This is a genomic window from Eubacterium sp. MSJ-13, assembly GCF_018918235.1.
Classification (GTDB): domain Bacteria; phylum Bacillota; class Clostridia; order Lachnospirales; family Lachnospiraceae; genus Butyribacter.
Genome location: NZ_JAHLQE010000010.1, coordinates 1 through 2761, shown reverse-complemented (window position 1 = coordinate 2761; position 2761 = coordinate 1). Strand labels below are relative to the sequence as shown.

2 protein-coding genes are annotated in these 2761 nt (G+C 30.5%); both read right to left on the bottom strand.

All coding sequences use genetic code 11. The features are described from left to right. Positions 1 to 248: 248 nt before the first annotated feature. The gene (locus KQI69_RS00415) at positions 249 to 1226 is read right to left on the bottom strand and encodes a hypothetical protein (RefSeq protein WP_216563298.1); all 978 of its coding nucleotides are present in this window, start codon (positions 1224 to 1226) and stop codon (positions 249 to 251) included. Between the two features lie 14 nt (positions 1227 to 1240). Beyond that, positions 1241 to 2068, bottom strand: a complete 828-nt coding sequence (locus KQI69_RS00410; protein ID WP_216563296.1) for a DUF6345 domain-containing protein — start codon at positions 2066 to 2068, stop codon at positions 1241 to 1243. Positions 2069 to 2761 lie beyond the last annotated feature (693 nt).

Below are 2761 nucleotides of genomic sequence, written 5' to 3'. Positions count from 1 at the left end.
CCCTGGACACCCTGATTAAGAGTCAGGTGCTCTGCCAACTGAGCTAGAAGCGCATATAATATAAAATAATATCGCTGTCTTTCGACAACGACATTACTATATCATACTGTTTTTTACATGTCAACTATTTTTTTTGACTTTTTTTGTAATCTTGTAAAATTTAGTTATTGGTGCATAGCTTAACAGCAAGTGTCAAGCTATACACCAATAACTTCAATCTGTCACACAGAATTACTTATAATTTCAACTTAATTGTAAACAACATTTTCATCTTTTATTGCCGGTACTATGATTGTTATTTTTTCCTTATTCTTATCTTTCCCCTCCATTACATAATAAGGCGCAAAATACTTTTGTTCCATCCCCAATGGATCACTATACAAACATATTTTTACACTGTTAATCGATACCCCAGACTTTTCATCAACAGATACTCCATCAATTTGAACATCCTTTCCTGCAATAATTCTTTGTGTTGCCTCATCCTTATCTATAGTTTGGTATTCACCAGCTTCTTTTAACATTTCTTTATTCACCGATGTAAATTGGGCAATTTTATATTTACTGTCAATCACAATTTTTATTCCTGGACCTACTCCATAATATTCTATATCAGCAGGATTTTTCTTGATATAATATAAAACATACGATATATCCTGTTCTCCTTCCGATGTTTCAACAGTCTGTCCAACATTAGCATTTCGCAGTTCAAGTTCATCATAATTGATTATGCCGGATTTTTTTATAAAATCTTCTGCTACTTTCTTACATTTCTCTTTGTCAAACTTTATACCCTCTGTTTCATCCAGTGTATTAGAATTTGATATATAAGTTAAACCTCCAGAATTTTCATAATATGATATATAACCACCATCATCCAAATCATATTGCGTAGCAACATTAGCTGATTTATCTTTATTTTCAACCTTTGAATTTAATGTTTCAGCTATTTTACCTATATCTTTTTCAGAATACTCATATGATTTAATCTTATAAACAGCCCTTTTATTTGAAAACACTTTCTGCACATCAATATTTTTATTATAGTCCACCTTTGACACTTCTTCTCCAGACGCACTAACAGCAAGACTATTTAAAGTTATTTTCTCTGCTTTTGCATCCTGTTTATTTTCTTTCTGATTTGCACCATATTTGATATGCATTCCAAAAATAATAATTGCAATTGTTAGAATTATTGCTACTGTTGTCACTATTTTCTTTTTCATATAAACACCTCACTTTAATATCTATAATAATACATAACATAATCCTTTGGAGCATCTGAATACGGTTTTGGATCTTCCGCCTGAGAGCCATACCCCCAAATTCGATCTGCGGCACAATCTTTAGTTGTAAATACCGCTGCTTGTCTATTATGAAAATCTGACCATGGCTGTGTTTCATCCGCTGTAGCAAAAAATGCTTCCTTTACTGAAATTCCCTTTTTTAACTTATTACACATAACACTTCCCATATTTGAAACTAAAAGCGTTGTTGTTGTGTAACCACAAATACTATGAACGCCTTTAGCCATATGACCAACTGAACTTAACCCTCCATTAAGGAAATTACATGTAAATGTTACAAACCACTCCAAATCTTTATTGCCTAGATACATTTCTGTTTGTTTTGCATAATGTTTTCCTTTTTTATAATCCAATGCAAAAGAATAATAGTTTCCTGCCCCATGTTTATTAGGTTTCAAACCATGTCCCGAATAAAATAACAAATCTACATTATCAGCATATAAATCATCTTGACCATTAAGTGATTTACCTTTAAATACATTTTCAAATACACCAGTATTAGTTAACAAAAAACCCACTGACCATTTTTTTGCTTGTCCACTCTTAAAATTTTCATAAATGTCGTTAGCAATACTACTAGGTGCCTCCAAATCATCTAAGTCATCCCAATCAGTATATTTTCCTACAGTTGCTATGCCAACACTACATGTATTCCCATCACTATCTGCACTTACATAAGCCGGACCACTTAATACTATAAGGCATGCAAATACTAAAATAAAAAGCTTTTTTAGTTTTCTAATAAAATTCTTCTTTACCATTATTTTCTCCTATATTATTGTATATTTTCAGATTTCAATTTTGTATATCTTTATAATACATATGTTCACCTTTTATACAAAATCTACAACTTCTATTTACATTGTGAATCCTCTCACTCTATTTAGAGTTAGAAAGTGAAAATTTCATTTTTATCTTCTCGTCAATCAATGTACAAAATAAAAAAATATAGCCTTCATTTTTTAGTGCAAATATGTATAAACTCTTTCAATCCGTCAGGTTACTTAGGTTCATACATCATATAGTTGCAACTTGACTGTGAAATATTCACTACTACTTTGCCAATTTTTTGACCATGCTCCTTAATAAGTTCATTAAGTGTTTTCAAAATTCTTCTCTCCTTTCTTTATGCTCTGAATGTGGTCTTTCATAAACTTTATCAGATCAAATTTTGTACTTTTAGTTTGTTAACTTTAGTACACTTGAAACTATAACACCTTTTATTATTCAAAAAACAAAAAGACCGAAAAGTGGTCGGATTTTAATGAAAAGTGGTAAATTTATATCTTTTTTACCACTTTTCTCTAAAATCTGACCACTTTTCGATTTATACCACACAAATACTCTTTTTTAATGTATAATTATTAATTATATGTAAACAAAGTAAACTAGAAACGAGGTTGACTATGAAAATATCAAACACTGCCGCAATACATATAACTGATTATTTTATA